Consider the following 26090-nt stretch of genomic DNA (forward strand, 5'->3'; position numbering starts at 1 on the left):
ACGGGTCGCGGAGGGGTGTACGAGTCTGAGGTGGACGCCGTGGAGGAGGCGAGGCGGAGGAGGCGACCATGCTGGAGACGTCCCCCGAGGAGCAGTTCGCCGGCAAGGACGGCGACGACGGCCCGCTCCCGTCGACCGCCGGAAGCCTGTCGGTCCGGGTCGGCGCGGACGACGACCGGGTGGCCGTCGCCGTGAGCGGGGAGTTCTGTCTGGACAACAGCCAGTACCTCCGGCACGCCCTGCACGAGGCCCTCGCGAGGTCCGCGGCCGGAGTGGACCTGGATCTCGGCGGACTCGGGTTCACGGACTGCTCCGCGCTCAACGTCCTGCTGGCCGTGCGCGGCCAGGCGCTGGGGGCCGGAAAGACGGTGGTGATCACAGCCGCCAGCCCCGCCGTGCAGCGGCTGCTGTCCTTCACCGACACCCGCACCCTCTTCTCGGCCCCGGCCAGCTCGGACCAAGCCGCTTCGGACCAAGCCTGCTCGGACCAGGCCTCCTCGGCCCCGGCCGACGACGGGCTGCTCCAGACCGAGGTCGTCCAGCTCCGGCGCGCCCTGCGGACCCGGCCGGACATCGACCTGGCCCGCGGCATCCTCATGGCGTCCTTCGGCCTGAGCCCCGACGAGGCGTGGGACGTGCTGGTCATGGCTTCCCAGAACACCAACACCAAGCTGCACCGCCTGGCCCAGGACGTGGTGACCACGGTGCGGGGGGTGCCGCTGCCGGATCAGGTCCAGAGGCAGCTCACGGCAGCCGTCGCCGACGCCCGGGGGAGCGGGGACCGTCCGTAGGGAGGCCACCGTGCTGCGCACACCCCCGCGCGCGCCCTCGCACCCACCGCCGCGCACGCACCGCATCACCCCGGCTGCGCTGGGTACGTGAAGCCCATGAGAGTTGGCCTGGTGGACGCGGGGTCGAACACGGTCCGGCTGGTGGTGACCGACGCGACGGACGGGGTGCCGCTGCCGGTGCACACCGCCAAGTGGAAGCTCCGCCTGTCCGAACAGGTGGGAGCCGATGGGCATTTCGGGGAGGAGGCCACCGAGCAGCTGGTCACGGCGCTGCGCAAGGCCACCGAGATCGCCCGCCGGTGGGGCGCCCCGGAGCCCATGGCGTTCGCCACCGCCGTCGTACGCAACGCACCCGACCGCGCGGCCGTCCTGCGGGCCGTGGCCCAGGGCACCGGGGTACGGCTGTGCGTACTGCCCGGCGAGGTGGAGGCCGAGCTCACCTTTCTCGGCGTCCGGCGCTGGATGGGCTGGCGGGCCGGGCCGCTGGCCGTCTTCGACATCGGGGGCGGCTCCTTCGAAGTGGCCTTCGGGCGGGGCCGGATGCCGGACTTCGCGGTCTCACTGCCGCTCGGGGCACGCCGGCTGACCGGCGAGTTCTTCGGCCACGACGGCCCGCCGACGGCGGCCGAACTGCTCGCCCTGCGCCGCCGGGTCCGCCATCAGCTGCGCGACGCCACCGCCCGCATCCGCTGGGAGCACCCGCACACCGTCGTCGCCACCTCCCGCACCTTCCAGCAGCTGGCCCGGCTGTGCGGCGCGGCACCGGGACGGCACGGCCCGTTCGCCGAGCGGATCCTGTGCCGGGGCGACCTGCGCCGCGCGATCGACCGGCTGGCCGCCCTGCCGGTGACCGAGCGCTCCGACCTGCCCGGCATCTCCGCGCCGCGGGCCCGGCAGAGCCTCGCGGGCGCGGTCGTCGGCCACACCGCGATGAAACTGAGCGGCGTGAAGGCCCTCGCGATCTGCCCCTGGGCGCTGCGCGAGGGCATCCTGCTGCGCTACCTGGAGGACGGCGCCGCCTGGTGGGCCGACGTCGAGGCGGCGAACGGCGAACACCGGGACGGAGACCGGGACCCGGCCGGGGACGGCGACGGGCACGGCGGCCGCCAGGGTGTGGACGGGGACCGGGGCCGTGACGGGAGCCGCCTGGGTCTGGACGGGGACCGGGGCCGTGACGGGAGCCGCCTGGGTGTGGACGGGCAGCGGGACCGGCCGGTTCCGACGGCTGTCAGTCTGCTGCCGCTCCGGACCACCCCCCCGACCTCGACCGCCTGACGACCCGTCGAGGCGAGGCTCTCCCCGATGCCCGATGCCCGATGCCCGATGCCCGATGCCCGATCCCTACGCCGCGGCACAGCGGGCGGCCTGACCGGCGGTTCTCCCTGCCCAACTCGGCTCAGCGGCGCAGCCCCAGTTCCTCGGCGCCCGCGTAGCGGGCCTGGAAGCCCAGCTCCTGTTCGATCCGGACGAGTTGGTTGTACTTGGCGGTGCGGTCGGCGCGGGACAGCGAGCCGGTCTTGATCTGGCCGCAGCCGGTGGCGACGGCGAGGTCGGCGAAGGTGGTGTCCTCGGTCTCGCCGGAGCGGTGGGACATGACGACCGTGTAGCCGGCGCGGTGGGCCGCGGCTCTGCGGCTGCCGGTCTTCCGGGGCGGGGGCCGGCTGTGGCACAAGCGCCTGATCCTGGTCGTCGACGCCGAACGGACCGTACGGCACACGCTCTTCCCGGTCACCGACATCCCGCACGCCGTCGAGGAGAGCCTGCTGCTGGCCACGGCCCTGCGGAACCCCGTTGCCGGGGACGACCGGGGCTGGCTAGGTTCGGCCCATGGCGGATGACGAACCCACGCGCGCGGCGCGCCTGCTCGAAGCCCAGGACAAGGCCGTACGGCTGTTCGCGGAGATCGAGGAGCGCGGGCTCGTCGCGCCCGGCGAGGGGGAGCGGGCGGTCAGCGACCGGATCCGGGACCTGGCGAACGAGATGTTCGGCACGACCCGGCACTGGCACAAGCGGATCGTGCGCTCCGGGCCGAACACCGTGCTGCCGTACCGGGAGAACCCGCCGGACCGGGTGATCGGCGCCGACGACATCGTCTTCGCCGACTTCGGGCCGATCTTCGAGGAGTACGAGGCCGACTTCGGCCGTACCTTCGTCCTCGGCGACGACCCGGTCAAGCACCGGCTCCGCGCCGACCTTCCCCGGGTGTTCGCCGCCGGCCGGCGGTTCTTCGACGCCGCCCCGGAGATCACCGGCGCTCAGCTGTACGCCGAGGTCGAGCGGCTCGCCGAGGACGCGGGCTGGGAGCTGGGCGGCTGGCACGCCGGGCACCTGGTCGGCGAGTTCCCGCACGAGACGATCGACGGCGCCGACGTCGAGTCGTACATCACGCCCGGCAACGACACCCCGCTGCGCCGCACCGACAAGGCGGGCCGCACCTGCCACTGGATCCTGGAGATCCATCTCCTCACCCCGGAGCGGCGGTTCGGCGGCTTCCACGAGGAACTGCTCACCCTCTGAGGGGTCCCAGCCACCCCGTGAGCTCAAGTCGCCCCGTGCACAAGGCAGATGAGACGCCCGAGTACGATCACCACGACCTCGGTCCCTCACCGTCTCTCCCGGCGCGATGGAGTTGCCATGACGACCAACCCACAGCCGTCCCCGCCGATAGACACCAGCAGGGCGCACCCCGCGCGGGTCTACGACTGGCTGCTCGGCGGCAAGGACAACTACCCGGTGGACGAGGCGGTCGGTGAGAAGCTGCCGCCCGAGGCGAAGGACGCCGCCCGGCAGAACCGTCAGTTCATGCACCGGGCGGCCGCGTGGCTCGCCCGGCAGGGCATCGACCAGTTCCTGGACATCGGCACCGGGATCCCCACCGAGCCGAACCTCCACCAGATCGTGCAGAACGTCGTGCCGTCGGCCAAGGTCGTCTACACCGACAACGACCCGATCGTCCTGCGGCACGCCGAGGCACTGCTGATCAGCCGCCCCGAGGGGGCGACCGACTACATCCAGGCCGACGTGCGCGATCCGGAGGCGATCGTCCGGCACGCCCGGCACGTCCTGGACTTCGACCGCCCGGTCGCGCTCTCCCTCATCGCTCTGATGCACTTCATCAGCGACGAGCAGGGCGCCCACGGCATCGTCCGCGCCCTGGTCGACACCCTCCCGTCGGGCAGCTACCTGATCCTCTCGCACGCCGCGTCCGACCTGTACCCGGAACTCGTCGAGCAGGTCGTCGCCGAGTACGCCAGGGGCGGCATCCGGCTCGCCTTCCGCACCCGCCCCGAAGTGGAGCGCTTCTTCGACGGCCTGGACCTCGTCCGCCCCGGCCTGGTCACGGCGACGGAGTGGTTCGCCGGCACCCCCGCCCCGGAACCGGAGGGCAGCGGCATCTACTCGGGAGTGGCCCGCATCCGCTGACCCGCCCTCCGGGTCGGCGCGGCCGGCATGCCGGCTCGCGGAAGGGGTTCAGTTCACCTCGGCCACGGTGTGCGCCGTGACCGGGGTGTCGCGCAGGCCCAGGCGCAGGTGCTCGACGTGGTAGAGGGCCTGCTCCAGGAGTTCGGCGACGTGGTTGTCGTAGAGGGCGTAGATCACCGAGCGGCCCCGGCGCTCGGTGGTGACCAGGCCGAGGTTGCGCAGCAGCCGCAACTGGTGGGAGCAGGCGCTCTGTTCCATGCCGACGGCGTCGGCGAGTTCGGTGGCCGCGCACGGGCCCTCCTGGAGGCGGGCCAGGATGCGCAGGCGGGACGGGGTGGCCAGCGCCTGGAGCGTGGCCGCCACGTCGCCGGCGCCGACGGTCTCCAGGCGCTCGCGTGCGGTGGCGGTGGTGGTCCGTCCGTCAGCTCCATGGCCCATGGGCTTCATCCTACGGAGAACCATTCATGAACGTATGAATGGTTCTTCATGTGGTCCTGTACGGTGGAGGGCGCGGAGCCGGGTTCCCGGTGCCCGCAGATCCGTCATGCCCTCGTGAAGGACCCCACCGATGACCTCCACCCTCGTCACACCGCCGGTCCCGGCCGACCGGGCCGCCGACGCGCGCGCGGCCGCGGTGCCCCGGCGTCGTACCCGGGTCCTCGCACTGCCCGAGGCGCGGTGGGCGGCGGTGGCCCTGGTGCTGTTCCTGGTGGCACTGCCCCTCCGGCTGACCGGCGCCCCGGCCTGGACCTGGGGCCCGCTGTTCGCGCTGACCTACGCGGCCGGCGGCTGGGAACCGGGCTGGGCCGGGCTCCGGGCCCTGACGGCGAAGACCCTCGACGTCGACCTGCTGATGGTCGTCGCGGCGCTCGGTGCCGCGGCGATCGGGCAGGTGACGGACGGCGCGCTGCTCATCGTCATCTTCGCCACGTCCGGCGCCCTGGAGGCGCTGGCCACCGCCCGCACCGCCGACTCGGTGTGCGGCCTGCTGGATCTGGCTCCGGCCACCGCCACCCGGCTCGCGGACGACGGCACCGAGGCCGCCGTGGCCGTGGCGGAGCTGCGGGTCGGCGACACGGTCCTGGTGCGGCCCGGCGAGCGCATCGGGGCCGACGGCCGGGTGGTGGACGGGACCGGCGACGTCGACCAGGCGACCATCACCGGCGAACCGCTGCCGGTGGCCAAGCAGCCCGGCGACGAGGTCTTCGCCGGGACCCTCAACGGCACCGGTGCGCTGCGCGTCCGGGTCGGGCGCGACGCCTCCGACTCGGTGATCGCCAGGATCGTGCGGATGGTCGAGGAGGCCTCGGAGACCAAGGCGCCCACCCAGCTGTTCATCGAGAAGGTCGAACAGCGCTACTCGCTCGGCATGGTGGCCGCGACCCTCGCCGTCTTCCTCCTGCCGCTCGCCTTCGGCGCCGCGCTGACCGGCTCCCTGCTGCGGGCCATGACCTTCATGATCGTCGCCTCGCCGTGCGCGGTCGTCCTGGCCACCATGCCGCCGCTGCTGTCGGCGATCGCCAACGCGGGACGGCACGGCGTGCTGGTCAAATCGGCGGTGGTCATGGAGCGGCTCGGAGAGGTCGACGCGGTCGCACTCGACAAGACCGGCACGCTGACCGAGGGCACCCCGCGCGTCACCGACGTCCGGCCACTGCCGGGCTCCGGCCTGGACGAGGGCGCACTGCTCACCCTGGCCGCCGCGGCCGAGCACCTCAGCGAACACCCGCTGGCCCGCGCCGTCGTGGACGCGGCACGGGAGAAGGGCCTGGTTCTGCCGGCGGCCGAGGGCTTCGGTTCGGCGCCCGGCGTGGGAGTCCGGGCCACCGTCGGCGGGCGCGCGGTCGTGGTCGGGGCTCCCGCGCGGCTGCTCGCCGGTGCCGGGGACGCCGGCTCGGCGCGTGCGTCGGTCGTCGCCGCCGAACTGGAGGACGGCGGCCGGACCGCCGTACTGGTCATGGCGGACGGCGAGCCGCTCGGTGTCCTCGGGATCGCCGACCGTCTTCGCCCGGACGGCATCGCCGCCGTCGCCTCCCTCACGGCTCTGACCGGAACGGCGCCGCTCCTGCTGACCGGCGACAACCCACGCGCCGCGGCCCTGCTGGCCGCCGAGGTCGGCATCGAGGACGTGCGCGCCGGGCTGCTCCCCGAGCACAAGGTGCGGGCGGTCCGGGAACTGGAGGCATCCGGCCGCAAGGTGATGGCCGTCGGCGACGGCGTCAACGACGCGCCCGCGCTGGCCGCCGCCCACACCGGTGTCGCGATGGGCCGGGCGGGCTCGGACCTGGCGCTGGAGACCGCCGACGCGGTCGTCGTCCGGGACGAACTCGCCACCGTCCCGGCCGTGATCTCGCTGTCCCGGCGGGCTCGCGGGCTCGTCGTCCAGAACCTGGTGATCGCGGGGGTGTTCATCGCCGCCCTGGTCGTCTGGGACCTGGCCGGGACCCTCCCGCTGCCGCTCGGCGTGGCGGGCCACGAGGGTTCCACCGTCGTCGTCGGCCTCAACGGACTCCGCCTGCTGCGCGAGGCCGCCTGGAAGCGGGCCGCCCGATGAGCCGCCGCAGAACGCCTGCCGCGCCACCGGCGCCACGGTGCACGGTCACCGTGTGCCGAGGCTGCTGCTGCGGAACGGCCAAGGTGCCCGGTGTGGATCACGCCGCCCAACTCGCCACGCTCAGGTCCGAGTTGGCGGGCGTGGCGCAGGTCCGGGTGGTGGACTGCCTGGACGCCTGCGAACAGGCCGACGTCGTCGTCGTGCAGCCGTCCCCGGCCGGGCGCGCGGCGGGCGGCCGGCCGGTGTGGCTCGGTCTGGTCAACGACCCTGACGCGACGGCCGACATCGCCACCTGGGTCCGCGCCGGGGGCCCGGGGCTGAGCGAGCCGCCGGAGATCCTGGACCTGTACGGGTTCAGCCCGTCGCGGCGGGTACGGCGCGGCGTCGAGGGCTGAGCCGCGGTACGACGTCAGCGGGCGCGCGTCGCCCTTTAGGGTCGGCGGCATGACGACATCCCTTGCCGGCAGTGCCTTCGACTCGCTCCGCCTCGACGCCGTGCCCGACCAGGAGACGTTGCGCCGGGTCTACGCACTCCCCGGCGACGCGGCCGTGCGCAAGCAGATGACCGAACTCACCGAGCAGACCCGGCGGTTGATCGGCTGCTCGTCGCTGGTCCTGGTCGCCAGCGCGGACGCGGAGGGCAACTGCGACGTCTCGCCGCGGGGCGGCCCCGCCGGGTTCGTCGCCGTCCTGGACGCACGGACGGTCGCGATACCGGACGCGACCGGCAACAAGCGTCTGGACACCCTCCAGAACGTCGTCGCCACGGGGCGGGCCGGGCTGCTGTTCGTCATCCCGGGCCGCACCACGACGCTCAGGGTGAACGGCCGGGCCTGCGTCTCCACCCGCCCCGAGCTGCTGTCGCAGCTGACCGCCGTGGGCAAGCCGCCGGCCAGTGCGCTGGTGCTGGGGATCGAGGAGGTCTACCCCCACTGCCCCAAGTCGCTCCTGCGCAGCGGGGCCTGGAAGCCGGAGCAGTGGCTGCCGGCGGACGCCCAGCCGACCTCGGCCGAGGTCACGCTGGCCCAGCTGCGGATGCCGGAGCTGACGATCGCCGACATCGAGCGGACGGAGGCGGATTCGCTGAAGTACCGGTACGAGTGACGGGCGGCCGAGCCACCAGCCGCGCAGCATCGAGGGCATCCGAAAGGGCCGGCAGGGATGAGCCGGGGAGTGTCGGTGCCGGAGCACGAGCAGCGCCAGATCACCGACGAGCAGTTCCACGACGCGGCACTGATCTGGAACTACCTCCGGACGGGACACGAGCCGCGGCCCTGCTCGGCGGCGATCGGCCTCGGCAGCAGGGACCTGGGCGTGGCGACCACGGCCGCTGACCTCTACCGTGCCGGTCACTTCCCCGTCGCCGTCGTGGTGTTCAGCGGCGGCAACAGTCCCACCACCCGGGCCCGTTTCCCGCGCGGTGATGCGGTGCACCACCGAGAGCAAGGTGCGGCTCGACCGGGATCGCCTCGTCGGGCACCCCAGGCTCGGGGCGTGACGACCTGCCCAGCAGCTTTGGCTCGCCCTCCCCACCCACCTGCCCCACGGTCGCCCGACGCTGATCAGCGAGGCCCGGCTCGCGGAGCCTCGTCGCTCACGGCGCATGGTCGAGCTGCTGGTCCGGCAGTTGGTCACGATCACGACCAGAACCGCGCCCATGGCCCAGGACATCCACTCCAGGACATCCACTCCAGGACGTCCACTCCGGGGCGGACAGCGGCGCGCCGGCCGGGCCCAGGTGCACGGCCACGCCCCACCGTACGCGGGCACCGAACCCGTGCCCCGGTCAGCAGGGCAGGGCGAGGACGACGCGGACCCCACGCTCGGTGTTCTCCGCGTGCGCGGTGCCGCCGTGGGCGGTCGCCACCGCCTGGACGAAGGCGAGTCCCAGACCGGATCCCTCGCCGGTGCGGCTGGCCTCTGCGCGGGCGAAGCGGTCGAACGCCCGGGGCAGGAACTCCGGTGGGAAGCCGCTCCCCTCGTCCGTGACGCACAGCCGCAGCCCGCCCTTGTCGACGCTGGCCGTGAGGCGGACGGTCCCGGTGCCGTGCCGGAGGGCGTTGTCGAGCAGATTGCCGATGGCGGGCCGCAGCCACCGGCCGTCGACGTCGACGATCGCGCGGACGGCGTCCACGGTCACGGCCCGTCCCTCCCGCTCGGCGGTGCGCAGATGAGGCGCGGCGGCCGCGCCGACGAGGTCGGCGAGATCGACGGGAGCCCGGCTGAGGTGCTGGGCGGTGCCGAGCTCCTCCAGGTCCAGCAGGGCGTTGGAGAGCTCGATCAGGCGCTGGACCTCGGTGTCCACCGACCGGAGGGTCTCGGTGAGTTCGCCGGCGGAGCGGGGGCGGTGCAGGGCGACGTCGAGTTCGGCGCGGATCAGGGTGAGCGGGGTGCGCAGTTCGTGGCTGGCGTCGGCGACGAACCGGCGCTCGCGTTCGGCGGACGCCGCCAGGCGGTCGAGCATGTGGTTGAGGGTGTGGCCGAGCCGGGTGATCTCGTCGTCGCGGTCGGCGGGCACGTCCAGGCGCAGGTTCTGGGCGCCGTCCGCCAGACCCGCGGCACCGCCGCGGTAGCGCTCGACGGGACGCAGGGCGGCGCGCGCGGTGCGGTAGCCGACGTAGGAGGCGGCGATCAGGGTCAGGCCGGAGGCGAGGGCCAGCTGGGCGAGGAGTTCGCGGAGCGCCTCGTCGCGGTGGCCGCGCCGGACCGCGGCGATCACGATCCGGGTCCTCCCGTCCGCCGTGACGCGCCTGGCCTGGAGACGCAGGGTGTTCGAGGTGATCGGCAGGAGGGAGCCGACGTCACGCCGTACGGCGGCGCCGTGGGCGGCGGCGCCCAGCTCGGCCGGGGTCAGCAGTGACCGGTCGTGGAGACCGTCGCTGGAGACGATGACCCGGCCCTGTGCGTCGAGGACCTGGCGAAGGCTGCCGCTGGGGCCCGGCGGGAGCTGCCCTCCGGTCCGTACAGCCCGGTCGAGGCTGTGTTGGTACGTGGTCAGGTCGTCGTTCAGCTGCCGGTCCAGGGCAGCCTGGACCCGCCAGTAGACCAGGCCCGCCGCGCCCGCCAGCACCAGGGACATGGTGACGGCGACGGCCAGCACCAGGCGGGCGACGACGGGCAGCCGCCGGAACCGAGGCCACGGCCGCGACTGCCCGCGGAGACGGTTCACGGGGTGGTCTCCAGGCGGTAGCCGCGTCCGCGCAGGGTCGTGATCGTCGTACGGCCGAAGGCCCGGTCGGCCTTGGCGCGCACCTTGGAGACGTGCACGTCGATGGCGTTGCTGCGCAGGTCGGTCTCGCCGTCCCAGACCTCGTCGAGCAGCTGGAGGCGGGTGACCACGCACCCGGCGTTCTCCATGAGCACCCGCAGCACGTCGAACTCCCGCCGGGACAGCTCCAGTTCGGTGTCCGCCCGCCAGGCCCGCTGCTGCTCGGGGTCGAGGACGAGGTCACCGACCGTCAGGCGCCCGGAGGGCTCGGGGCGCCGCCGGGATATCGCCCGCAGCCGGGCCAGCAGCTCCTCCATGGCGAACGGCTTGACCACGTAGTCGTCGGCACCGGCGTCCAGCCCGGCCACCCGCTCGCTGATCGCACCACGCGCGGTGAGCAGGATCACGGGAACGTCGATGCCCTCACCGCGCAGCGTCCGGCACACCTCGACGCCGTCCATGCCCGGCAGCATCACGTCCAGCAGGACGGCGTCCACCCGCGGATCGCGGGCGGCGACGAGGCCGGACGGCCCGTCGTAGCAGCCTTCGGCGGTGTGACCGGACTCGGTCAGGTAGCGGACGACCAGATCGGTCAGGCGGGTCTCGTCGTCGACGACCAGGCAGTGCATGCCGGCCAGGCTAACCGCGTGCCGGGCACACCAGGGTCACCGGGAAGGCTTCATGGTCTGTTCATGTGACATCCCTACCGTCCTTCAGGTCGCGGTGTTCCGCGGACCGCGACCGGTCCCCGTCCGACGTGCCGTGACGGAAGGGACCTTCCATGCACGCCTCGGTGCTCGCCGCCAAGGGCATCACGGACCACCTCACGGTCACCGATCTGATGACCCGCGGCGGTCTCGACGTCATCGCCCTGCTGCTCCTGGTCGGCTGGCTCTACCGACGCCGGCCCAGCGTGCCCGCGATGCCGCTGGTGCTGGCCGCGCTGAACATCGGGCTGTTCGCCGCGATGAGCACGATCAGCGCCGGCAAGTTCCCGGCCGGCGTGGGCTTCGGGCTGTTCGGGATCCTCTCCCTGGTCCGGCTGCGCAGCGCGGCGTTCACCTTGCGGGACGTCGCCTACACGTTCGTCAGCCTGGTGATCGCCCTGTGCGCGGGGCTGCCGCAGCGGCAGACCTGGCTGGTGGTCGCGCTGGACGTGGTGGTGCTCGTCGCCGTCCTCGTGGTCGACGACCCCACGTCGTACGAGCCGCCGACCCGGACGGTGAAGCTCATCCTCGACCGGATCTACCCGGACCCCGCCGTGATCGCCGCCGACGTCGCGTTCCGCTTCGGGCAGGCACCGCTGTCGGTGGTCGTGGACGAGGTGGACTACGTCCGCGAGACCACCCGGGTCTCCGCCCGTTACCCGGCCGAGCTTCGGGAGTCCGCCGTCGCCGCGGACCCGGAGACGCGGGAACCGGTGATGGCGCCATGACCGCCGCCCCGCCTGCTGTTGCCCTGCTGGGCCTGGCGGAACTGCGCGGGGCGACCCTCGCCGAGGTGGACGCGGCGGCGGCGCTCCAGCACCGGGTCGACCGCAAGTACCTGGTCCCGCTCGACCGGGCCCGCCGCCTCGTCGCCCGCCTCGCCGACAGCCACCACGTCCTCGACCTGGGGGAAGGCCGTCGTACGACGAGCTACCTCAGCACGTACTTCGACACCCCGGAGCTGGGCTCCTGGCGCGCCCACGTACAGCGGCGGCGGCGGCGCTGGAAGGTCCGCACCCGCCTGTACGCCGAGGACGGACTGTGCCGGGTGGAGGTGAAGACGAAGGACGGCCGCGGCGCCACGGTCAAGCACGCCCTGCGGGTCCCGGCCGACAAGTACGGCGAACTGACCGCCGCCGCGGCCGCGTTCGTCGACGAGCTGCTGGAGCGGGCCGACGTCCCCGTCACGGCCGGGGCCCTGTCCGCCGCCGTCGAGGTCCGCTACGTCCGCGTGGCCCTCGCCGACCTCCGTCACGGCAGCCGCGTCACCCTCGACTCCGCCCTCAGCTGCCGTCGGGACGGCCGGGCGGCCGCGCTCGACCCCGGGCACGTCCTGATCGAGACCAAGGGCGGGGCACGCCCTGCCCCCGCCGACCGCCTGCTGCTCGGGATGGGGGTCCGGCCGGTCTCGCTCAGCAAGTACGTCATCGGCCAGTCCCTGCTCACCCCGGGACTGCCCGACAACGACGTACGGCGCCTCGCCCGCGCCCACTTCACCACCGAGCCACACACGGCACCGTCCCCGGCACAGCTTCCGGTATCGCTCCCCGAAAGGACTCCTGCCGCATGAACGTCCTGCGCGGCGTCAAATGGCGCTATCCCCTGATCGCCCTGCTCGCCGTCGCGGCCGTGGCCGTCAGCACCCTGCGACCGCAGCTGGTCACGGCCGTCACCGCCGCGGTGAAGAACCCCAGCGCGACGGACCTGATCAAGCAGGACCCGCCACCCACGCTCTTCACCGACGCCGAGATCGCGGCGATCGGCAAGGCGGCCGACGCCCAGCGCGCCAAGGCCGACAGCCTCTTCGCCCAATGGCGGACGGCCCACGGCACCACCCGCGACGACAAGGCGTTCACCGCCTGGGCGGCACAGCAGATCCCGGCCCCGCCGTCGGCGAAGGAGCGCACCGCCGAACTCCGCCAGGACCAGGCCCTCGCCAAGGCCCGCACGGCGGCCGGGAAGAAGGCCGCGACCTGGCTGGAGCTGCACGGCAAGAAGGACGTCTGGAAGCTCTACCTCCACGACCAGCGGGAACTGATCCCCGCCGCGCGCGGCAGGACCGAGAAGGCCGAGCTCAAGACGGCCCTGAAACTGGCCAAGACGATCAGCGACCAGCTGGCGGCAAAGGACAAGCAGCCGGCCCCGTTCGTCCTCGACCCGGCCCTGCGCCCCGACAAGCACATCGCGCCCGGCGCCAAGGGCCCGTACTCCTACCCCTCCCGGCACGCGACCCGCTCCGCCGCGGCCGTCACCTTCCTCAGCGTCCTCTCCCCGCACCGCGCCGCGGACTACCGGTGGATGCAGGACGAAGTCCTCTACTCCCGCCTCTACATGGCAGGCCACGTCACCAGCGACCTCACCGCCGGCACGCTCCTCGGCGACCTGATCGGCGACTACGAACTCGCCGTCAGCGGGCACTGACCTGGCGCAGGTGCGTCGCCCCGGGAAGACTCCTCTCCTGGTTCTCCCGGGTCAACGCCGTTCCCAGGTCCACGTGCCCCGGATGCGCCCTCGCGGTTGCCTTGCTCCGGCACCAAAAAGGGCGAGGCCCGAAGACCCCGCCCGAAACCACCGAACCCCAGGTCAGGGCCACACCAAGCAGTACGGCTGATGCCCCGCCTCATGCAGGCGGTGGCTGAAGTCCTGCCACTCGTGCAGCAGCTGGTACACGTTGAACGCGTCCCTCGGGCCGCCCCGGTCCGGGACCGTCGACCAGATGAAGGCCGCCGCGCCGACCGCTTCCTCGCCTATGCCGCGCAGGGGATCGACCACCGTCATGGGCAGCTTGACCACCGCGTAGTCGGGGTGCAGGACGACCAGCTCCAGCGGCGGCACCTTGTGCAGAGGCACGCCTTCGATGCCCGTCAGCACCATCGCGGCCATCGTCTCCGGCTTGATCTTCGTGAACATGCCGTTCATGCCGAGCTCGTCGCCGCCGAGTTCCTCGGGGCGCATCGAGATCGGGACCCGGGCCGCGGTCGCGCCGTCCGGTGCGCCGAAGTATTTGTACGTCACCCCCACCCGACCACCATTCCTGCTACCGGTCTGCAGACGGTCGATCCGCCGATCGCTCCGCTGGCCACGATCCCTCTGATCGCGGTCCCGCTGATCGATACGTCGGTCGCGCCGCTCCGACTCACTCGGTACGCCCTGTTCCTGCCGTGCTGCTTCGGTCGATTCCTCCGCGTCGCGCCGGTGCCTTCCCCGTTGGGCACGTCGAGGACCCAGGTCATCGGTCCCCTCGCCCACTCCGCCACCGCGATGCATATCTCCACCCGACTGCTTTTCTAGGACGCGTGGCCCCCGCCGCGCAACCCGATCATCGTGTCAGTGACCTCCCCCACGGCCGCCCGCCGAAACGTGCGTCGAAACATCAGTCCGCAGGATCTTTACAGCCTCCGGCCGCCTGCGTACCGGATGAGCTGGGTGTATCGGGTCACAGTCTCGCAGATGCCCCGGGCCCCGCGTGGGGACCGGCCGCCCTCCACTGCGAGGAGACGGCTGTCCTCCGCCTACCCTGAGGAGGTCACCCAGCATCCGGAGTCCGAGAAGTCGGAGAAGTCGCACGTCATGAGTGCCCAGAGCGAAACGCCCTATCCCTACGACGCGCCCGTCTCGCAGGCGCTCTTCGACCGCGCCTCCGCCGTCACGCCCGGCGGCGTGAACTCGCCGGTGCGCGCCTTCCGCGCCGTCGGCGGCACCCCCCGTTTCATGGTCTCCGGCAAGGGGCCCTACCTCACGGACGCGGACGGCCGCGAGTACGTCGACCTGGTCTGCTCCTGGGGGCCCATGATCCTCGGGCACTCGCACCCCGAGGTCATCGCCGCCGTCCAGGAAGCCGTCTCCCGCGGTACCTCCTTCGGTACCCCCGGTGAGGGCGAGGTCGCCCTCGCGGAGGAGATGGTCGCCCGGATCGACCCCCTGGAGCAGGTCCGGCTGGTCAGCAGCGGGACGGAGGCGACCATGTCCGCCATCCGGCTCGCCCGCGGGTTCACCCGGCGCACCAAGGTGATCAAGTTCGCCGGGTGCTACCACGGGCACGTCGACAGCCTCCTGGCCGCCGCCGGGTCCGGCGTCGCCACCTTCGCGCTGCCCGACACCCCCGGTGTCACCGGTGCGCAGGCCGGGGACACGATCGTGCTGCCGTACAACGATCTGGAGGCGGTGCAGGAGGCCTTCCACCGGCACCCGGGGGAGATCGCCTGCGTGATCACCGAGGCGTCGCCGGGCAACATGGGTGTCGTGCCGCCCGGGCCCGGGTTCAACCAGGGGCTGAAGAACGCCTGCCGCGAGAACGGCGCCCTGTACATCTCCGACGAGGTCATGACCGGGTTCCGGACGAGTCGGGCCGGGTGGTTCGGGATCGACGGGGTCGTGCCCGACCTGATGACCTTCGGGAAGGTCATGGGGGGCGGCTTCCCGGCCGCCGCCTTCGGCGGGCGGGCGGACGTCATGGCGCACCTCGCCCCGGCCGGGCCCGTCTACCAGGCCGGCACGCTCTCCGGCAACCCCGTCGCCACCGCCGCCGGGCTCGCCCAGCTGCGGCTGCTCGACGACGCGGCGTACGACAAGGTCAACGCCGTGTCGGAGCAGATCCGGGGGCTCGTCAGCGAGGCGCTGAACAAGGAGGGCGTCGCGCACCAGGTGCAGACCGCCTCCAACATGTTCTCCGTCTTCTTCACCAACCGTCCGGTGCGCAACTACGAGGACGCGCGGGGCCAGGAGTCCTTCCGGTTCACCGCCTTCTTCCACTCCCTCCTCTCCGACGGCGTCTACCTGCCGCCGTCGTCCTTCGAGTCCTGGTTCGTCTCCACGGCCCACGACGAGCGTGCCGTCCAGAAGATCGCCGACGCCCTCCCGGCGGCGGCCCGAGCGGCCGCGGAGGCCACGGCAGCATGAGCGAGCAGCAGAACATCACCGTCGTCCACGTGATGCGGCACGGGGAGGTGGCCAACCCGGACGGGGTCCTGTACGGCAGACTCCCCGGCTACCACCTCTCCGAACTCGGGCGGCAGATGGCCGACCGGGTCGCCGAGCACCTCTCCGGCAGGGACGTGACGTACGTCGTCGCCTCGCCGCTGGAGCGCGCGCAGGAGACCGCGACCCCCGTCGCCAAGGCGCACGGGCTCGACCTCGCCACCGACGAGCGGCTCATCGAGGCCGAGAACATCTTCCAGGGCAAGACCTTCGGCGTCGGCGACGGGGCGCTGAAGAATCCCGCCAACTGGAAGTACCTCGTCAACCCGTTCCGGCCGTCCTGGGGCGAACCGTACGTCGACCAGGTCGTGCGGATGAAGGGCGCGCTGGACACGGCCAAGGACCGCGCGCGCGGGCACGAGGCGGTGCTGGTCAGCCATCAGCTGCCGATCTGGATCCTGCGGTCGTACGTCGAGAACCGCCGGCTCTGGCACGACCCGCGCAAGCGGCAGTGCACCCTCGCCTCCCTGACGACTTTCACGTACGAGGGCGACAGGATCGTTTCCGTGGGTTACTCCGAGCCCGCTATCGACCTCGTCCCGGCCCACCTCCGCGCCGGCGCCAAGCCGGTGAAGGGGAAGGGGAAGGCCTTCGGGGCGTGAACTCCGGGCCCCTCGAACCGGGTTCAACCGGCTTCATGAGATTAGTCTGAAAATATATGGTTCCTTCTGGAACCTTCCTGTTCGTCCCGCCCTCTGAGTGGGTGACCACCAGAGGACGTGACGAATCGGGGAACCATGCGGACCTTCACCCGAAGGGGAATGCTCGGCGTCGGGGCGGGTGCCGCGGCCGGACTGGGCCTCGCCGGCTGCGGGACTCACACATCGTCGGACGGTGCCGACCACGCCGCCGGTTCCACCAAGGAGCCGTCGAAGAAGCCCTCGAAGACGCCCAGCGCCCGCCCCCTCGGCGACGGCTCCACCGCCAACACCGGCAAGCAGCCCCACCAGCCCGCCGCCCCCGAGCCGCTGGAGCCCGGCGGGACCCCGCCCCAGTTCGTGATCTTCTCCTGGGACGGCGCCGGCGAGGTCGGCACCGGCCTCTTCCCGCGCTTCCTCGACCTGGCCAGGGAGCACGGCGCGTCGATGACCTTCTTCCTCTCGGGGCTGTACCTGCTCCCCGAGTCGAAGAAGCGGCTCTACGACCCGCCGAACAACCCCCGCGGCGCCTCCGACATCGGCTACCTCACCGACGAGCACATCAAGGCGACGCTCGCCAACGTCCGCCGGGCCTGGCTCGAAGGCCACGAGATAGGCACCCACTTCAACGGCCACTTCTGCGGCGGCTACGGCACCGTCGGCAACTGGACGCCCAAGCAGTGGCGCAGCGAGATAGACCAGGCCAAGGCGTTCGTGAAGGAGTGGCGGACCAACTCCGGCTGGACCGACCTGCCCCCGCTCCCCTTCGACTACGACAAGGAACTGGTCGGCGGCCGCACCCCCTGCCTCCTCGGCCAGAACAACCTGCTGCCCACCGCCCGCGAGCTCGGCTGGCGCTACGACGCCTCCTCGCCCGGCGGCCGCCAGGTCTGGCCGGAGAAGAAGCTGGGCATCTGGGACCTGCCGTTGCAGCAGATACCGTTCCCGGGCCGCTCCTTCGAGGTCCTCTCCATGGACTACAACATGCTCGCCAACCAGTCGGTCAACTCGACCAAGGCCCCCGCCTACAACTACCCGCGCTGGCGGACCCAGTCGGCCCAGGCGTACATAGCGGGATTCCAGCGGGCGTACACGACAAACCGGGCACCGTTCTTCATAGGCAACCACTTCGAGCAGTGGAACGGCGGCATCTACATGGACGCCGTCGAGCAGGCCTTCAAGCACATCGCCCGGGAGAAGGAGAAGGGCGCCGACGTGCGCCTGGTCTCCTTCCGGCAGTTCGTGGACTGGATGGACGTACAGAAGCCGGAGGTGCTGGCGAAGCTGCGCACCCTGGACGTGGGGCAGCGGCCGGCCGAGGGCTGGAAGACCTTCCTCAAGCAGGGGGCGGCGGCCTGAAACGGGGCGGATCCCGGACCCAGGGGGGTGCGCAAGATCCTCAGAACGGGCATGCGAAACTTTTCACATGAGTACCCGTAGCCGCGCCCTCCTGCTCGGCGCCACGGCCGCCGCGGCAGCCCTGACCCTGTCCGCGTGCGGCAACGGCGGCACTTCCGGCGGAGGCGGCAACACCAACTTCGTCACCGGCAAGGACGGCATCGACACGGTCGCTCAGGGCCACCGCGCGGCGGCCCCCGACCTGTCCGGCAAGACCATCGACGGCAGCACCCTGGACGTCGCCGACTACAAGGGCAAGGTCGTCGTCATCAACGTCTGGGGCTCCTGGTGCAGTCCCTGCCGGGCCGAGGCGCCCAACTTCGCCGCCGTCTCCAAGGAGTACGCGAGCAAGGGCGTCCAGTTCGTCGGCATCAACACCCGCGACACCAGCACCGGTTCCGCGGTCGCCTTCGAGAAGCAGAACGGCATCGACTACCCGAGCCTGTACGACCCGACGGGCAAGCTGATGCTCCGCTTCAAGAAGGGCACGCTCAACCCGCAGGCCATCCCCTCCACCCTGGTACTCGACCGGCAGGGGAAGATCGCGGCGCGCTCGCTGGCGGCGCTCAGCGAGGAGAGCCTGCTGAAGATGGTCAAGCCGGTCGTCGCGGAGAAGTGACGTGAGCGCACTCGTCACCCTCGCGGGCGCGACCGACGGACCGAACACGACCGTCATGAGCGGCGCCCTGCTGCTCGCCCTGCCGATCGCCTTGCTCGGCGGACTCGTCTCCTTCTTCTCGCCCTGCGTGCTGCCCCTCGTCCCCGGCTACCTCTCGTACGTCACGGGGGTCGCCGGCACCGATCTCGCCGAGGCCCGGCGGGGGCGGATGGCCACCGGCGCCGCGCTCTTCGTGCTCGGCTTCACCGCCGTGTTCGTGTCGGGCGGGGCCCTGTTCGGCTACTTCGGCCAGGACCTTCAGGAACAGTCCGGCATTCTCGGCAAAGTGCTCGGCGTGCTGATGATCGCCATGGGTGTGTTCTTCATGGGCCTGATGCCCTGGTTCACCCAGCGCGAGTTCCGCTTCCACAGGCGGCCGGTGGCCGGTCTGATAGGGGCACCGCTGCTCGGCGCGCTGTTCGGCATCGGCTGGACCCCGTGCATCGGCCCGACGCTCTCCGCCGTGCTGAGCCTCTCCGCCCAGCAGGGCAGCGCCGGCCGCGGCGCCATACTGACCGTCGCCTACTGCCTGGGCCTCGGTGTCCCCTTCGTGCTCACCGCGGTCGCCTTCCGCAAGGCACTCGGCGCCTTCGGCTGGGTCAAGCGCCACTATGTCTGGGTGATGCGCATCGGCGGCACGATGATGATCGTGACCGGTGTGCTGTTGCTGACCGGGGCCTGGGACAGCCTCGTGCAGGAGATGCAGGGCTGGTCCGACGGCTTCACTGTGGGGATCTGATCGATGAGCAAGACCGAAACCGACAACAGCGAGCCGGACCTCGGCGCGGCGGGCTCCCAGCTCTCCACCGCCCCGGCCGAGCCGCCGGTCGCCCCCGGCCTCGGGGTCGTCGGCTGGGCCCGCTGGTTCTGGCGTCAGCTCACCTCGATGCGGGTCGCGCTGCTGCTGCTCCTGCTGCTGTCGCTGGGCGCGATCCCCGGCTCGCTGATCCCGCAGTCCGGCGCCGACATCAACAAGGTCGCCGAGTTCCAGAAGTCCCACAAGACGCTCGCGCCGATCTACGACAAGCTCGGCCTGTTCCACGTCTACAGCTCGGTGTGGTTCTCGGCGATCTACATCCTGCTGTTCGTCTCGCTCGTCGGCTGCATCATCCCGCGCGCCTGGCAGTTCGTGGGCCAGCTGCGCGGCCGTCCGCCGGGCGCCCCCAAGCGGCTGGACCGGCTCCCGGCGTACACGACCTGGCGGACCGCGGCCGAGCCGGACGAGGTCCGTGCGGCGGCCCTCAAGCTGCTGAAGAAGCGGCACTTCCGCGCGCACCTCGCCGGGGACGCGGTCGCCGCCGAGAAGGGCTACGTCCGCGAGTTCGGCAACCTGGTCTTCCACATCGCGCTGATCGTGCTGCTGATCGCCTTCGCCTCCGGCCAGATGTACAAGTCGGACGGCACCAAACTGGTCGTCGAGGGCGACGGGTTCGCCAACTCGATCCTCCAGTACGACGACTTCAAGTCCGGGTCCATGTTCAGCACCGACGACCTGGTGCCGTTCAGCTTCGACCTGAAGAACTTCCACGCCACGTACCAGACCAGCGGCCCCAGCAAGGGCACGGCGGTCTCCTTCGCCGCGGACGTCGACTACAGCGTGGGCGCCTACGGCAAGCCGAAGCGGACCACCATCAAGGTGAACGAGCCGCTGCACATCGACGACGCCAAGGTCTACCTCGTCAGCCACGGCTACGCGCCCGTCATCACGGTCCGCGACGGCAAGGGCGACGTCGTCTACCACGACGCCGTCCCGCTGCTCCCGCTCGACAGCAACGTCACCTCCCAGGGTGTGGTGAAGGTGATGGACGGCTACCAGGACGCCAAGGGTGTCAGCGAGCAGCTCGGCATCTCGCTGTTCTTCCTGCCGACGTACGCCGGCGGCCCCTCGGTGCTCTCCAGCTTCCCGGCGCTGGACAACCCGGTGCTGAACCTGACGCCGTACCACGGTGACCTCGGCGTCAACTCGGGCATCCCGCAGAGCGTGTACCAGCTCGACAAGACCCACATGAAGGAGTTCAAGGACTCCAAGGGCGCGCAGTTCCGGGACAACCTCAAGCCGGGCCAGACCATGCAGCTGCCGAACGGCGCCGGGTCCGTGACGTTCGAGAAGGACGTCAAGGAATGGGCCGGCTTCGAGATCGTCCAGGAGCCCGGCAGCGGCTGGGCGCTGGGCGGCGCGCTCGCCGCGATCTTCGGCCTGGCCGCCTCGCTGTTCATCCAGCGCCGCCGCGTGTGGGTGCGCGCGGTGCAGGGCCCCGACGGTGTCACGGTGGTCGAGATGGCCGGGCTGGGCCGCAGCGAGTCCGCGAAGGTGCCCGAGGAACTGGGCGACCTCGCGGGCATCCTCTACGACCAGGCGCCGGGCGCCCCCGACCCCGACGACACCACTGACGACGACCCCGCAGAATCCCCCGACCCCGAAGTCGTACCTGCCGAAGGGGCTGAGAAGCGATGACTTCCGCCGCCGCAACCGCGCTCGACGCAACCACCCTCGCCGCGACCAACGAGCATCTGGCGAGCATGAGCAACACGCTCGTCTACTCCTCGATGGCCGTCTACACGCTGGCGTTCTTCGCCTACATCTTCGAGTGGCTGCTCGGCAGCCGCAGCCGGGTGGCGCGCACCGCCAACGCGCTCACCACCAAGGCTGAGGCGAAGAAGGCGCCCGCCGTCACGGTCAAGAAGGCCGGCGGCACCGCCGTACTGGAGCGACCGCAGGTCGTGGTCCGCTCCGCGGCGGGCTCCCGGGACGTGCCCGACGGCCCCGGCGCCCACGGCGGCGACGAGCAGGGCGACCTCTACGGCCGGATCGCGATCTCCCTCACGGTGCTCGCCTTCCTCGTGGAGCTGGCGGGCGTGGTCACCCGCGCGGCCTCCGTGCAGCGGGCGCCGTGGGGCAACATGTACGAGTTCAACATCACGTTCTCCACGGTCGCGGTCGCCGTCTACCTGACGCTCCTCGCCCTGAAGAAGAACGTCCGCTGGCTCGGCCTCTTCCTGATCACCACGGTCCTGCTCGACCTCGGCCTCGCGGTCACCGTCCTCTACACGGCGAGCGAGCCGCTGGTCCCGGCCCTGCACTCGTACTGGCTGTACATCCACGTCTCGACGGCGATCTTCTGCGGCGCGGTCTTCTACGTCGGCGCGGTGGCCACGATCCTGTACCTCTTCAAGGACGCGTACGAGAGCAAGCTGGAGAACGGCGGCAAGCCCGGCAGCTTCGCCACCTCGGTCCTGGAGCGCCTGCCCGCCTCGGCGTCCCTCGACAAGTTCGCCTACCGCGTGAACGCGGCGGTCTTCCCGCTGTGGACCTTCACGATCATCGCGGGCGCGATCTGGGCGGGCAGCGCCTGGGGCCGCTACTGGAACTGGGACCCCAAGGAGACCTGGTCCTTCATCACCTGGGTCGCCTACGCCTGCTACCTGCACGCCCGCGCCACCGCCGGCTGGAAGGGCCGCAAGGCCGCCTACCTGGCGATGATCGCCTTCGGCTGCTGGCTCTTCAACTACTACGGCGTCAACATCTTCGTGACCGGCAAGCACTCCTACGCGGGCGTCTGACCCCGCCGGGGGCGACACTGGTGTCATGACCGGTTCCATAGAACAGGGCACCAGTCAGACCCACGGGAGAACGCACATCCTCCACTTCCTGGTACGACTGCCGAAGCCGCCGGACCAGGTCTGGCCGAGCCTCTCCACCCCGGAGGGCCTGGCCGCCTGGTTCACCCCGGTCGACGTCCTGCAACCGAGACTGGGCGGCACGGTCACCCTGGGTGACCTGGGCACGGGCACGGTGACCGCCTGGGACGTCGACCGCATCGCGGAGTACACGGTGGAGGGCGGCGGCAGAGTCCGCTTCCACCTGGAGCGCGACGGGGAATCCGGCAGCGCCCTGCGCTTCACGCACGAGTTCAAGGGCGAGGGCGAGACGGAACAACGCTGGCGCACCAGGTTCCAACGGTTGATCGACTCCATAGGGTGAAAGTGAGGCGCGAAGCTTTCAGGGGCGCGGGGCTGTATCACCATGCGGCTCCGCCGCGTGGGCGCGACCAGCCCCCACCGGGCCCGCGGCTCACGACGGCGGCAGACACTCCCCACTCGGCGGCTTCCCCTCCGGCCACGCAATGGTCACGAACCGTGACCCACCCTCGGCACGCAGCTCCACGATCGGCACCGCCTTGTCGTACGGGTTCCCGTGCGCGTCCAGGCAGATCCACCCGCTCGCCCCGTCCACCCGCAGCGACCCCTTCACCTGCGGCCACTGCAACCCCACGTCGGCCAGCGCCGGCACGGACCTCCCCGCCGGCACCGCCTCGCGAATGCCGTGCACCGCGAGCCGCATCGCGTCGTAGGCGATGATCAGCTGGCCGTCCTCCAGGGCGACCGGCCCGACCGGCCCGACCGGTGCCTTCTCCGCGCTCTTCAGCAGCCCGGCCAGCGTCGCCATGTCCGCCGCCGAACCGCCCGTCCTCGGGCTCCCCCTGCCCCACGCGTCGGGATGGGCGAGGGCGGTGTAGCGGACGGAGAGGTTGTGCCGCAGGGCACTGCGGTCCAGCTTCGTCTCGCCGGTCAGGTACGACCCCTCGTCCCCCGTCAGCACCGTGAACCTCCGGTCCTGGCACCCCCGTCCGCCCAGCGCGTTGATGAACTGCCGCAGCTGGGTGTGGCGGCCGGCGAAGAGGATCGTGTCGGTCGACCGCGAGGTGTCGCAGACCAGGTTGGTGATCTGCCGGAAGGTGTTCGCGGTGGTCCCCTCCCGGCTGCGGTCGGCCGGCGGCGTGAACGGCTGCGGCTCGTACGGCGACCCCTTGATCAGCGCCGCGAACGACGTCTGGAGCGTCCGCGTGTACGGGTCGCCCGGCTTGTCGTAGACGAGCAGCGCCCGGCCCGCGCTGACCTTCGCGAAGGAGGCGAGGGCGCGGGCCTCGTCGGTGTTGGTGGGGGAGACCCGGGCAAGGCCGGGGTAGGGGTCCTTGCCGCCCTGCCCGTTGGCGAGGTCGTCGGCGGTGATCGAGGACCCGACCACCGGGATGCCCAGCCTGGTCAGCTCCTTGACGGCCTTCTTGTTGTCGTCGGTGCTCTGCCCGACCCCGGCGACCGCCCGCAGCCGGTCCGTGCCGCCGGTCATGCCCGCCAGCTGCGTGACCATCCGCTGCCAGTACTGGCTGGTCGCCCCGGGATTGGCCAGTACCAGCCGGATCGCCGGGGACTGCCCGTTGGAGTCGTGGTTGGCCTGGTACTGGGCCAGGTAGGCGCCCTGGAGCTCGTGCTGGATGTCGGCGAGGCTGGCCGCCGCCGTCGCGGTGTACGGCAGCATCACCGCGACCGTCACATAACGCCCGGGCTGCAGGCGGGAGTTCTCCCGGGCGATCGCCTGCACGGTGCTCCGCAGCTGCGGATGCCCGAAGTCGTACGCGGTCGTCGCCACGCCCACGCACTCGTCGCTTCCCTCGGGGCGGGCCACCCCCGGCGCGCAGGACCGGTCGTCGTGGACGACCACCCGCACCCCGACGACCAGCCCGGCGATCACCGCGGCCGCGACCAGCAGGGCCAGATAGCGGCGCAGCGGAATCTCCCAGACGTGCTCACGCAACCACGCGCCCACACCCCGCCCCGCCATCAGGCCACCCCGCTCCGCTCGTCGTCGCCCGCGTCACCCTCGTCGTCGTCCCCGTCCTCCGCGGGCGGGCGGCCCGCCAGGGCGGCCGCAGGCCAGTCCCGGGAGGCCCGCCACAGCAGCGCGTTGCCGGCCGGCCGCAGGTTGGACAACTGCTCCAGCTCGAACCGCAGCCGGTCGCCGACCTTCGGGTCGGGCAGCACCAGCGGGTCGGTCAGCAGCCACACCGCGTGCAGCAACCGCCGTATCCGCAGGTGCAGTACGCCGTCCACGCCGTCCGGCACCCGCTGCTGGGCGTCCGTGCGGCCGAGCGCCACCGCCGCCCGCCGGTCGCCGTGGCCGCCGAAGTCGCGGCCCTCGGCGTCATGGGCGTGGAAGTAGGGCGCGGCGGCGATGAACCGCAGGGTGTGCAGCCAGCTGCGGGTGTCCAGGACCGGGAAGCTGTCGCGCAGGTGGGCGACCGCCGGTCCGGTCTGACCCAGGGCCAGTTGGTGGTGGAGCCGGAAGCGGGCCTGCCCGTCCGGCCGGTCCTCGGTGTAGTACGCGATCAGCGTCTCGTGGGCGGTGCGCCAGCCGCTGTGGTCGGCGTCCCGCAGGTGCAGCCGGAGCAGCAGCAGGGTCCGCACGAAGGGGTCCCCGACGAACTGGCCGGGCTCGGCGGGCAGCCCCTCCCGGGCGAGCCGGTTCTGCAGCGCGCGTACGTCGGCCGGGCCGAAGTCGTCCGGGAGCAGCGCGGCGGCCAGGGCGCACGCCGAGTCGTGGTCGTGGGCGGCGGCGAGGACGGTCAGCTCGTCGAGGCGGTCGGCGGGGACCAGCCGGTCCAGGAGCTGGAGGTAGGCGGGCGCGGCGGGGCCGTCCTCGACGGGCCGTACGTCGGCGGTCAGCAGGTCGCCCAGCGATCCCGCCCGCTCCGGATGCTGTGCCGCGGACTCGGCGAGCAGGGCGATGCCCAGCGGATTGCCGCCGGTCAGCCGGTGTACGGCGTGCGGGAGCTGGGGCGCGGCCGGGGCGCCGACCAGGTGCAGGGTGTCGTCGGGGGTCAGCGGCGGGAGCGCGACCAGCAGCGCGCGCGAGGAGGGCACGGCCGGGTCCGGGGTCCACCCGGTGCGCCGGGCGACCCCGGCCAGCTCCCGCCGTACCCCGCCGCGCAGCAGCTCGCGGCCGTCGCCGCGCAGTCCGGTGACGAAGGCCACCTGGTCGGCGATGCCCTCGGCGCGGTCCCTGAGCACGGCCTCCACCAGGCCGGGTCCCGGCCCGGTCTGGACGTTGTCGAGGAGCACCAGCGGCCGGCCGAGCCGCTGCATCCGCGGCAGCACGCCCGCGTACGCCTCGGCCAGGTCGGCGAGCAGCGCCCGCACGAGGTACCGCTCGGCGTGCTCGCGGGAGGTGCCGCCCGCGCGGAAGTGCCCGGAGAGCAGGATCAGCCCGCGCTGGGCGTGCCCGCCCGCGTTGGGGTACGTGCGGTACCAGACCGACGCCTTCTGGTGGCGGCGGCTGGCGAAGCCCTCGGCGATCGACTCCAGGGTCGCCTCGATGGCGCCGGAGACCAGCGGCCCGGTCCCGGTCGCGGCGGCGACCACCTTCGCCGCCACCTTCCCGGCCCACCGCCCGGCGAAGCCGCTGATCCACGAGCCGCTCTCGTTCAGCAGCAGGATCCGCTCCACCTCGCGCCGGATCCGCTCCGAGTCCGCGTCGCCCCAGCCGCCGGCGGCCACCGCGACCAGGCCCGACATCAGCCGCGGGAACGTGATCCGGCCGGCACCGGTGACCGGTTCGGCGAGCTGCTCGGCGACGACCAGCAGCGCCTGCGCGACCGGCGACCAGGACTCGGCGGGCCGCTCCGGCGGCGGGCCCGCGAACTGCGCCTCCGTGCAGTCGACCAGCGCGACCGGGGTGTGCCCCTTGTACGCGTCCCGCAACTCGCCGAGCACCGCGCTCTTGCCGAGCCCCCGCGCCCCGGTCAGCACGACGAACGGCAGCTCACCGGGGTGTTCGAGAGGAAGGGCACGATGGTGGTACGGCCGTAACCCGACGATTCTCGGCACGAGCCCGGCCGGCTCGACGTCGAACAGCGCCCCACGACCGTGCAACCGTCTGTGCAAGGCAGTCCCCCCTCAAC

Annotated in this window: 23 protein-coding genes and 3 pseudogenes; 19 read left to right on the forward strand and 7 right to left on the reverse strand. The window is 72.1% G+C overall.

Annotated features, from left to right (window positions below):
* Positions 1-68: 68 nt before the first annotated feature.
* Both ACFY0P_RS00365 and ACFY0P_RS00370 read left to right on the forward strand, forming a co-directional pair.
* Positions 69-791, forward strand: a complete 723-nt coding sequence (locus ACFY0P_RS00365) for an ANTAR domain-containing protein (protein WP_388905616.1) — start codon at positions 69-71, stop codon at positions 789-791.
* A 96-nt stretch (positions 792-887) separates the two neighbouring features.
* Positions 888-1844: pseudogene (locus ACFY0P_RS00370) on the forward strand (Ppx/GppA family phosphatase); the annotation flags it as partial.
* Positions 1845-2187: 343 nt separating this feature from the next.
* Here the strand turns inward: ACFY0P_RS00370 and eno are convergent.
* A pseudogene (gene eno, locus ACFY0P_RS00375) lies at positions 2188-2418 on the reverse strand (phosphopyruvate hydratase); the annotation flags it as partial.
* A 200-nt stretch (positions 2419-2618) separates the two neighbouring features.
* Here eno and ACFY0P_RS00380 point away from each other — a divergent pair.
* Together ACFY0P_RS00380 and ACFY0P_RS00385 are read left to right on the forward strand one after the other, a co-directional pair.
* Complete coding sequence (locus ACFY0P_RS00380; protein ID WP_388905618.1) at positions 2619-3308, forward strand: M24 family metallopeptidase; 690 nt, start codon at positions 2619-2621, stop codon at positions 3306-3308.
* Positions 3309-3425: 117 nt separating this feature from the next.
* Complete coding sequence (locus tag ACFY0P_RS00385) at positions 3426-4214, forward strand: SAM-dependent methyltransferase (RefSeq protein ID WP_388905621.1); 789 nt, start codon at positions 3426-3428, stop codon at positions 4212-4214.
* Between the two features lie 48 nt (positions 4215-4262).
* Here ACFY0P_RS00385 and ACFY0P_RS00390 read toward each other — a convergent pair whose 3' ends face one another.
* Positions 4263-4652: an ArsR/SmtB family transcription factor gene (locus tag ACFY0P_RS00390; RefSeq protein WP_388905624.1), complete on the reverse strand. Its 390-nt coding sequence runs from the start codon at positions 4650-4652 to the stop codon at positions 4263-4265.
* A 130-nt stretch (positions 4653-4782) separates the two neighbouring features.
* On the opposite strand from ACFY0P_RS00390, the gene ACFY0P_RS00395 reads away from it, so the two are divergent.
* From ACFY0P_RS00395 to ACFY0P_RS00410, 4 genes and pseudogenes are all read left to right on the forward strand, one after another.
* Positions 4783-6768 carry a heavy metal translocating P-type ATPase gene (locus tag ACFY0P_RS00395; RefSeq protein ID WP_388905626.1) on the forward strand — a complete coding sequence of 662 codons (1986 nt, stop codon included), beginning with the start codon at positions 4783-4785 and terminating at the stop codon, positions 6766-6768.
* Positions 6765-7163, forward strand: coding sequence for a (2Fe-2S) ferredoxin domain-containing protein (locus ACFY0P_RS00400; RefSeq protein WP_388905629.1), 399 nt, complete (start codon positions 6765-6767; stop codon positions 7161-7163). Before ACFY0P_RS00395 ends, ACFY0P_RS00400 begins: the two co-directional genes overlap by 4 nt.
* Positions 7164-7212: 49 nt before the next feature.
* Positions 7213-7872 (forward strand): MSMEG_1061 family FMN-dependent PPOX-type flavoprotein, encoded by a 660-nt coding sequence (locus ACFY0P_RS00405; RefSeq protein ID WP_388905632.1) that lies wholly within the window; start codon positions 7213-7215, stop codon positions 7870-7872.
* A gap of 57 nt (positions 7873-7929) precedes the next feature.
* A pseudogene (locus ACFY0P_RS00410) lies at positions 7930-8223 on the forward strand (YdcF family protein); the annotation flags it as partial.
* Positions 8224-8554: 331 nt separating this feature from the next.
* Here the strand turns inward: ACFY0P_RS00410 and ACFY0P_RS00415 are convergent.
* Entirely contained in the window at positions 8555-9937 is a 1383-nt protein-coding gene (locus ACFY0P_RS00415; RefSeq protein ID WP_388905635.1) for an ATP-binding protein, read from the reverse strand.
* Positions 9934-10605, reverse strand: a complete 672-nt coding sequence (locus ACFY0P_RS00420; protein ID WP_388905637.1) for a response regulator transcription factor — start codon at positions 10603-10605, stop codon at positions 9934-9936. Before ACFY0P_RS00420 ends, ACFY0P_RS00415 begins: the two co-directional genes overlap by 4 nt.
* Before the next feature lie 152 nt (positions 10606-10757).
* Here ACFY0P_RS00420 and ACFY0P_RS00425 point away from each other — a divergent pair, with 152 nt between their 5' ends.
* Genes ACFY0P_RS00425 through ACFY0P_RS00435 form a run of 3 tightly spaced genes read left to right on the forward strand, consistent with a single transcriptional unit; the run spans position 10758 to position 13104 of the window.
* On the forward strand, positions 10758-11411 hold the full coding sequence (locus tag ACFY0P_RS00425; RefSeq protein WP_388905640.1) for a DUF4956 domain-containing protein: 654 nt from the start codon (positions 10758-10760) through the stop codon (positions 11409-11411).
* Complete coding sequence (locus tag ACFY0P_RS00430) at positions 11408-12253, forward strand: polyphosphate polymerase domain-containing protein (RefSeq protein WP_388905643.1); 846 nt, start codon at positions 11408-11410, stop codon at positions 12251-12253. Before ACFY0P_RS00425 ends, ACFY0P_RS00430 begins: the two co-directional genes overlap by 4 nt.
* Positions 12250-13104 carry a phosphatase PAP2 family protein gene (locus ACFY0P_RS00435; protein WP_388905646.1) on the forward strand — a complete coding sequence of 285 codons (855 nt, stop codon included), beginning with the start codon at positions 12250-12252 and terminating at the stop codon, positions 13102-13104. Before ACFY0P_RS00430 ends, ACFY0P_RS00435 begins: the two co-directional genes overlap by 4 nt.
* Positions 13105-13266: 162 nt before the next feature.
* Here ACFY0P_RS00435 and ACFY0P_RS00440 read toward each other — a convergent pair whose 3' ends face one another.
* Positions 13267-13950, reverse strand: coding sequence for a hypothetical protein (locus tag ACFY0P_RS00440; RefSeq protein ID WP_388905648.1), 684 nt, complete (start codon positions 13948-13950; stop codon positions 13267-13269).
* A gap of 303 nt (positions 13951-14253) precedes the next feature.
* Here ACFY0P_RS00440 and hemL point away from each other — a divergent pair, with 303 nt between their 5' ends.
* The 8 genes from hemL (at position 14254) to ACFY0P_RS00480 (ending at position 22336) form a co-directional block, all read left to right on the forward strand.
* A complete protein-coding gene (gene hemL / locus ACFY0P_RS00445; protein WP_388905651.1) occupies positions 14254-15582 on the forward strand; it encodes a glutamate-1-semialdehyde 2,1-aminomutase in 1329 nt (442 codons plus the stop codon).
* The gene (locus ACFY0P_RS00450) at positions 15579-16262 is read left to right on the forward strand and encodes a histidine phosphatase family protein (RefSeq protein ID WP_388905654.1); all 684 of its coding nucleotides are present in this window, start codon (positions 15579-15581) and stop codon (positions 16260-16262) included. The genes hemL and ACFY0P_RS00450 overlap by 4 nt, the downstream gene beginning before the upstream one ends.
* Before the next feature lie 135 nt (positions 16263-16397).
* Complete coding sequence (locus ACFY0P_RS00455; RefSeq protein WP_388905656.1) at positions 16398-17657, forward strand: hypothetical protein; 1260 nt, start codon at positions 16398-16400, stop codon at positions 17655-17657.
* A gap of 67 nt (positions 17658-17724) precedes the next feature.
* Positions 17725-18315, forward strand: a complete 591-nt coding sequence (locus ACFY0P_RS00460; protein WP_388905658.1) for a TlpA family protein disulfide reductase — start codon at positions 17725-17727, stop codon at positions 18313-18315.
* Position 18316: 1 nt separating this feature from the next.
* Positions 18317-19093 carry a cytochrome c biogenesis CcdA family protein gene (locus tag ACFY0P_RS00465; protein WP_388905660.1) on the forward strand — a complete coding sequence of 259 codons (777 nt, stop codon included), beginning with the start codon at positions 18317-18319 and terminating at the stop codon, positions 19091-19093.
* 3 nt (positions 19094-19096) lie between these two features.
* Positions 19097-20809: a cytochrome c biogenesis protein ResB gene (locus tag ACFY0P_RS00470; protein WP_388905662.1), complete on the forward strand. Its 1713-nt coding sequence runs from the start codon at positions 19097-19099 to the stop codon at positions 20807-20809.
* Entirely contained in the window at positions 20806-21915 is a 1110-nt protein-coding gene (gene ccsB / locus ACFY0P_RS00475) for a c-type cytochrome biogenesis protein CcsB (protein ID WP_388905664.1), read from the forward strand. The genes ACFY0P_RS00470 and ccsB overlap by 4 nt, the downstream gene beginning before the upstream one ends.
* A 25-nt stretch (positions 21916-21940) precedes the next feature.
* The gene (locus ACFY0P_RS00480) at positions 21941-22336 is read left to right on the forward strand and encodes an SRPBCC family protein (RefSeq protein WP_388905667.1); all 396 of its coding nucleotides are present in this window, start codon (positions 21941-21943) and stop codon (positions 22334-22336) included.
* A gap of 90 nt (positions 22337-22426) precedes the next feature.
* On the opposite strand, the gene ACFY0P_RS00485 is transcribed toward ACFY0P_RS00480, so the two are convergent.
* Together ACFY0P_RS00485 and ACFY0P_RS00490 are read right to left on the reverse strand one after the other, a co-directional pair.
* On the reverse strand, positions 22427-23974 hold the full coding sequence (locus ACFY0P_RS00485) for a hypothetical protein (protein ID WP_388905669.1): 1548 nt from the start codon (positions 23972-23974) through the stop codon (positions 22427-22429).
* Positions 23974-26073, reverse strand: coding sequence for a hypothetical protein (locus ACFY0P_RS00490; protein ID WP_388905672.1), 2100 nt, complete (start codon positions 26071-26073; stop codon positions 23974-23976). The genes ACFY0P_RS00485 and ACFY0P_RS00490 overlap by 1 nt, the downstream gene beginning before the upstream one ends.
* Positions 26074-26090 lie beyond the last annotated feature (17 nt).

Source organism: Streptomyces sp. NPDC001714, from assembly GCF_042892755.1.
Classification (GTDB): domain Bacteria; phylum Actinomycetota; class Actinomycetes; order Streptomycetales; family Streptomycetaceae; genus Streptomyces.